General features: G+C 41.2%; 5 protein-coding genes. 2 read left to right on the forward strand and 3 right to left on the reverse strand.

What is annotated here, in order from left to right; translation table 11 throughout:
* Positions 1-108: 108 nt before the first annotated feature.
* The 3 genes from PSF16_RS10445 to gndA form a co-directional block, all read right to left on the reverse strand.
* Positions 109-1,302 carry a multidrug effflux MFS transporter gene (locus tag PSF16_RS10445; RefSeq protein WP_112860066.1) on the reverse strand — a complete coding sequence of 398 codons (1,194 nt, stop codon included), beginning with the start codon at positions 1,300-1,302 and terminating at the stop codon, positions 109-111.
* Positions 1,303-1,389: 87 nt separating this feature from the next.
* Complete coding sequence (locus PSF16_RS10450; RefSeq protein WP_272689225.1) at positions 1,390-2,766, reverse strand: DKNYY domain-containing protein; 1,377 nt, start codon at positions 2,764-2,766, stop codon at positions 1,390-1,392.
* A 172-nt stretch (positions 2,767-2,938) separates the two neighbouring features.
* Positions 2,939-4,345, reverse strand: a complete 1,407-nt coding sequence (gene gndA, locus PSF16_RS10455; RefSeq protein WP_112860068.1) for an NADP-dependent phosphogluconate dehydrogenase — start codon at positions 4,343-4,345, stop codon at positions 2,939-2,941.
* Positions 4,346-4,587: 242 nt separating this feature from the next.
* Between gndA and PSF16_RS10460 the strand changes: the two genes are divergently transcribed.
* Together PSF16_RS10460 and PSF16_RS10465 are read left to right on the forward strand one after the other, a co-directional pair.
* Positions 4,588-6,171: a TerC family protein gene (locus PSF16_RS10460; RefSeq protein WP_006660131.1), complete on the forward strand. Its 1,584-nt coding sequence runs from the start codon at positions 4,588-4,590 to the stop codon at positions 6,169-6,171.
* A gap of 178 nt (positions 6,172-6,349) precedes the next feature.
* Positions 6,350-6,685: a hypothetical protein gene (locus PSF16_RS10465; protein ID WP_154631941.1), complete on the forward strand. Its 336-nt coding sequence runs from the start codon at positions 6,350-6,352 to the stop codon at positions 6,683-6,685.
* Positions 6,686-6,721: the final 36 nt, after the last annotated feature.

The following is a 6,721-nucleotide window of genomic DNA, read 5'->3' on the forward strand; positions in this document are numbered from 1 at the left end:
GTATTTAATTACCATAGAACGCATTCTATGGTGATGTAATTGCGTTCACACTACATCACCGCTAACCGATCCTCGGCTGCTTTAATAATGGATTATTAACCATATCGATTACTCAATTTTCTCTATTATGGCAGCGCGTTTTATACTGGTTTTTCTTGCAATTAATCCGAAAATACATCCAGCTAGCATCACTAGAGCAAGGGACAATTTCGGTGCTATCGGTAACGCAATTGCACATAACCCTAATACAGCGCCACCCGCCATTTGCACAAACCCCACGAGGGCTGATGCCGCCCCAGCTTCATTGCCGAATGGCTCTAACGCATAGCTTGTCGCCGTGCCCATCATAAAGGCAAGCCCTGTACACGCGCAGGCAACCGGCAACATATACACTAACCAATGGGTTTGCATTTCAGGTGAAAGCACCATCAAACCGAATAATAAGCCGATGCAACCAAGTGCCATCATGACACTACCGATTGATAAACAGGCTGGACGTCCCATTTTGCGAATACAATAGTTCGCAATATAACTTGCCAGCATGATCCAAAAACCGTTAACGCCAAAAACAATCGAGAACTCAAGTGGCGTTAATTGGGCATCCCCCATTAATACGCTAGGAGCTAAAGAGACATACGTCAGTGCCATGCCCATTGCGCCGGCATTTACCAATGCAAAAATCAAAAAATGCTCACTCGTCAGAATGCGAAAATAACTCTTAAACTGGAGCTTTTTGACCTGTTGTAAGCTGGCAGGACGCGTCTCTGGGAGAAAAAATAAAATTAGCAGGAAAATCGCTACAGCATAAATCGCCAAGAACCAAAATGGCGCTCGCCATCCCCATGCTTCCGCCAGTAATCCCCCTAACAATGGCGCCAATGCAGGTACAATATTCAGCGTTCCATTTAAAAATCCAAATGCTCTCGCGGCTTCTGTGCCATTCATACGGTCACGGACACAACTAAATGCCACTACAGAGGTGCAGCACACAGCCACTCCTTGTAACAGCCGAGAAGCAATAAATAACCCTGCCGTCGTTGAGAATGCGGCCACAATGGATCCAGCTAGATAAATAGCTAACCCAATGATAGCGATAGGCTTACGACCAAATCTATCGACTAATGGCCCAGAAATTAGCTGTCCAATCCCTAAGACTAAAATAAATAATCCGATGGTCGATTGGATTATAGACTCGCTACTCCCTAAATCTTTAGCGATAGCTGGAATAGTCGGTAAATACAGATCTATCCCAAGAGGACCTAATAGGACTAAAAGTAATAATAAAGCGAGAAATTTATGCATATGACCGATTCTGAGCAGGTGAGTTATCGATAACGATTTCGAAAATGGCTATCGATAATATCAGAATTTCTGTATAGATATCGAATCTTATCGATACTTGGTAATTGCATGAACCACTTCGGTGCCTCTTATCGGCTGTAAATCATCATTATCAATCAAGACACGAATATCTCTTGGTAATAACTTTTCATTCAATAAACGGTTCACGGTACGCTGGTTATCTACTCGATAGATGGTATATCGAATTAATTGAGTGGAGCCTAAATTATCAAAATAATAATATTCATCCCCTTTTTTCCATACCTGACCAAATCTACGATGATCTAAATCACCCACCTTTTCCCATGGTGAGTTATTCGTTTCATTGAAACGATATATTTTTGTACTCCGTGAAATTAACCCCGGATTTTTATTGGTTCCCCAAGTCTCGGAATCCTGTAGATAATACGTTTGGCTATTATGAGTGAACACTAAAGGTGCAATTTCTTTTAATTCACCGTCAATAAATGGATTCGCTCCCGCGCGAACAATAATTTCTTTTTCTCTATGATAGAAAAATACGCCACCTCTCGACAAAAACAGGGCTTGATTCACATGCTGACTATGACGGCTTATTAGCTGATAAGGCGCGTGTTGCTCAGGAAATAAAATATCATTCATCGCCACATTGCCAGATTGTGGATCAATCAAATAACCTTCTTGAAATAACCCGTCCAATATCAAGCTGTATAAACCAGAATGACTCTTTATTGGCAATTTATATTGGTCATAATAGACATTAAGATTATCCCGATAAAAATGAAGGCTATCCCTCACGGAATCATCATCCTGAAGGGAGCCAATATCCTGTAGGGTCGCAGGATCTGCATCTGGCATATATTCCCCTTGATAAAAAATGCGCTGCCCATCAGTTGCCAAATAACGTGACAATAATGATTGATATGGCGTCGATGATGCAGGAAGTGGTTTCATCGGGTAAATATAAGTTTGCGGTTTATCCCCTAAATCCCAACCATATAACCAAGACTTAAATAATTCATCCATTGTTGAAAGCTCATAATTCCTTACTGAGCCCATTGAGCAATATACGGTCTGATTTCCATCCGTAAAATAGTTATTTCCCAGCGATTTTACGCTGTTAGGATTAAATGCAGGGATTGCCAAGTTTCCACAATAGGCATGATTTTTATCTATCGCAAACTGGCGCTCATAATAAGTACCTTCCGGTAATAATTTAAAACTCGCAGGATCGGCATCCTTCATCAGATAAAAGCCATTGCTCGGTACACTCGCATAAACTTTATCATGATAAATAACGTAAATACTGTAACCGACTTTTTCACCCTTACTGTCGATTTCATGATACGGCTCGTCGTTCATCGATAATACCATTCCTGAAATAAGCGCTATCGAAACGAGAAGAGTGACACCGACTACCATTGAACTTATCGTTTTGGATTTCATGCTGTGAAATACCTATTTTGTTTTTTTAATCTATTTTTGTCTGGGTATTCAACGGGAAAAGCGTGAGGAAAGAAATACTCGAAGTCTGAAAGTGTATAAAAAGCTAAAAATAAAAAAGGCGCTCAATTGAGCACCTTTTTTCACTTATGGAAGATAGCCTAACGGTTTATCTTTATTCCATCCACTCAGTGTGGAAAACGCCTTCTTTATCAGTACGTTTATAAGTATGAGCACCAAAGTAGTCACGCTGCGCTTGAATCAAGTTCGCAGGCAGTACCGCTGAACGGTAGCTATCATAGTAAGAAATAGCCGCTGAGAATGTTGGTGTTGGGATACCGTTTTGTACGCCGTAGCACACAACATCACGCAGAGCTTGTTGGTACTCATCTGCGATTTGTTTGAAGTAAGGTGCTAACAGTAAGTTTGCAATCTGCGCGTTGTCATTGTAAGCATCAGTGATTTTTTGCAGGAACTGCGCACGGATGATACAGCCAGCACGGAAGATTTTCGCGATTTCGCCGTAGTTCAGATCCCAGTTGTATTCATTTGACGCCGCTTTTAATTGCTGGAAACCTTGAGCGTAAGAAACGATTTTACCTAAGTAAAGCGCACGACGGACTTTCTCGATAAAGGCTTTTTTATCACCTTCAACGGTTTTCAGTGCAGGACCCGTTAATACTTTAGATGCAGCAACACGTTGATCTTTCAGGAAAGAAAGATAACGAGCAAAGACAGACTCAGTGATCAAGGTCAGTGGAATGCCAAGATCTAAAGCACTTTGGCTAGTCCATTTACCTGTACCTTTGTTAGCTGCTTCATCTAAAATCACATCAACCAGATACTTACCATCTTCATCTTTTTTCTTGAAGATATCTGCCGTAATTTCAATCAGGTAGCTGCTCAGTTCGCCTTGGTTCCACTCAGAGAAAATGTCCGCTAATTCTTCATTGCTCAGGTTCAGTGAACCTTTTAATAAAGAGTAAGCTTCAGCGATGAGCTGCATATCACCGTATTCGATACCGTTGTGAACCATTTTCACGTAGTGACCAGCACCATCTGGACCAATGTAAGTCACACATGGCTCGCCTTCCGCTTTTGCTGCGATCTCTTTTAAGATTGGTGCAACTAATTCGTAAGCTTCTTTTTGTCCGCCAGGCATAATTGAAGGACCTTTCAATGCACCTTCTTCACCACCGGAAACTCCCGTACCAATGAAGTTAAATCCTTGTTCAGACAGTTCACGATTACGACGGATCGTGTCTTTATACAGAGTGTTACCACCATCGATTAAAATGTCACCCTTGTCTAAGTGTGGCGTTAATGCAGCAATGGTTTTATCCGTTGCTTCACCCGCTTTAACCATCAACAGGATGCGGCGTGGTTTTTCCAGAGAGTCGACAAACTCTTCAATCGTGTAGTTGGGAACTAATTTTTTCCCTGGATTTTCGGCAATGACTTCATCTGTTTTATCTTTTGAACGGTTAAAAATCGATACTGAATAACCGCGGCTTTCGATATTTAGGGCTAAGTTGCGACCCATGACAGCCATTCCGACAACACCAATCTGCTGCTTTGACATGAAAAACTCCTGTCTGATTAGGACCAAGTCAGCCTCGATTGTGCTGACATTCTGTTAACGGGATCACATGTTAACTCAGGATGATGCTCCATGGTAGTTATTGATGCAATCGATAAACTAATCGAATCATTTTTTGTCAAATATCACGCTACTTGGATGAATTTTTATTGATATTTCTGTCAACAAACCTCATTATTCATCCGTCGGTATAAGCCGTCATATCAGAAGGTAAAACAAACTGTATGGAATGGATCGCAGATCCTTCGATTTGGGCGGGTTTAGCTACCCTAATCGTTCTTGAAATCGTTCTTGGTATTGATAACCTCGTTTTTATCGCCATCTTGGCCGATAAACTCCCAGCTAAACTGCGTGATAGAGCTCGTATCACAGGGTTAACGTGTGCCCTGGTTATGCGTATTATTCTATTATTCAGCCTCTCGTGGCTGATCACGCTAACTCAACCGATTCTAACGCTATTTAACCATCCATTTAGTGCCAGAGATCTGATAATGCTTATCGGGGGGATATTCCTCTTGTTTAAAGCCACGATGGAGCTAAACGAGCGGTTAGAAGGAAAAGACGAGCATACCAATAACCAACGTAAAACCTCCAATTTCTGGGCTGTTGTCGCGCAAATTATCGTATTGGATGCGGTATTTTCATTAGACTCGGTGATTACCGCTGTCGGTATGGTTGACCATATCGGTGTCATGGTTGCCGCTGTGACTATCGCCATGATGTTAATGATCTGGGCAAGTAAACCACTGACCAACTTCGTTAACGCACACCCTACCATCGTCATTCTATGCTTAAGCTTCTTACTGATGATTGGTTTCAGCTTAGTGGCTGAAGGTTTTGGTTACGCCATTCCAAAAGGTTACCTGTATGCGGCAATTGGTTTCTCTATCATGATAGAGGTGCTTAACCAGTTTGCGCAGTTTAACCGCCGTAAATTCTTAAAAGGCAGCCGCCCTCTGCGTGAACGTACAGCAGAAGCCGTATTGCGCATTTTAAGCGGTAAAGCTGAACGTGGTGAATTAGACGCGAGAACCTCTGACTTAATTTCAGATAACCAATCCGTTTTCGACCCTCAAGAGCGTTTAATGATCGCTCGTGTGCTGGGTATGGCGCAACGTAACGTAGAAAGTATTATGACGTCCCGCCATGACGTAGATTATTTGGATATTAATAAATCCTCCGCTGAACTCATTGACCTAATGGAGAAAAATCCACACTCTCGTTTTGTTGTTGTCGATGAAAGTATCAGTGATGACCCAATTGGTGTGGTATATGTGCTGGATTTAGTGAAGCAGCAGCTTAGCGGTGAACAACTGAACCTGCGAGCATTGGTCACTCAACCGCTTATTTTCCCTGAAGGTTTATCACTGTTAAAAGCGTTAGAACAATTCCGTAAAGCGCATACACATTTTGCGTTTGTTGTGGATGAGTTTGGTTCTGTTGAAGGTATCGTTACCTTGACTGACGTGATGGAAACTATCGCAGGTAACTTACCTGTTGGTGATGAAGAAAATGACTCCCGCCATGACATTCAAAAATTGGACGATGGTACATGGATTGCCAATGGCTTTATGCCACTGGAAGATTTAATTATGTATATCCCAATGGAGCTGGATGATAAGCGTGAGTATGAAACTATTGCTGGTCTTTTAATGGAACATTTACAACGCGTCCCTGAAGTGGGTGAGCAAGTCGAAATCAATGGCTGTATTTTCCAACCTCTTGAGGTGAATAGCCATCGCGTTAATAAAGTCTTGATTACACCACCTGCACCTGTGGGTGATGGCTACGACTATGTCGATGACTAGTTACGATTAATATAAGATTGAATACCGGTTCTATTATCATATAGAGCCGGTATTTTTTTATCTATTCCCATCTCAATCGTTATACCTCAAATGTAGTAGCGTTTTTTTAAAGAAATGATCATTGACTCATTGAATAATTAAATATGTTTAATAATCAATCTTTAATGGAGCCGCTATAATGGATAATATTAATAATATCGCATACATTCATCTTCGCCGAGTCAGCATCACTGACCAGCAAAGTAAAACTACTGAGTTTGCTCGTGCCGCAAATAATGTAAAAAATGATTCACAAGCATATCCTAAAGCCATTACGGATAAAAAAGCCACTCATAAGGAAGATCTTCATAATAAAGCCAATGCACTCATATCCTCTATAAGTGATACGGTTCGGTCTAAAAAAAATCTTTCAACGCAACATTTAAACACAAATGATTTACCCATTGGTCAAAATATAAAGACAGAAATAACCATGCTAAGAAAAACAATCAAAGACCTTCAGAATCTGAGCTAAATAACGAAAGCTACTCGTACCATAAATTAAAAAATC

Origin of the sequence: Providencia sp. PROV033 (assembly GCF_028484855.1) — a bacterium.
Classification (GTDB): domain Bacteria; phylum Pseudomonadota; class Gammaproteobacteria; order Enterobacterales; family Enterobacteriaceae; genus Providencia; species Providencia alcalifaciens.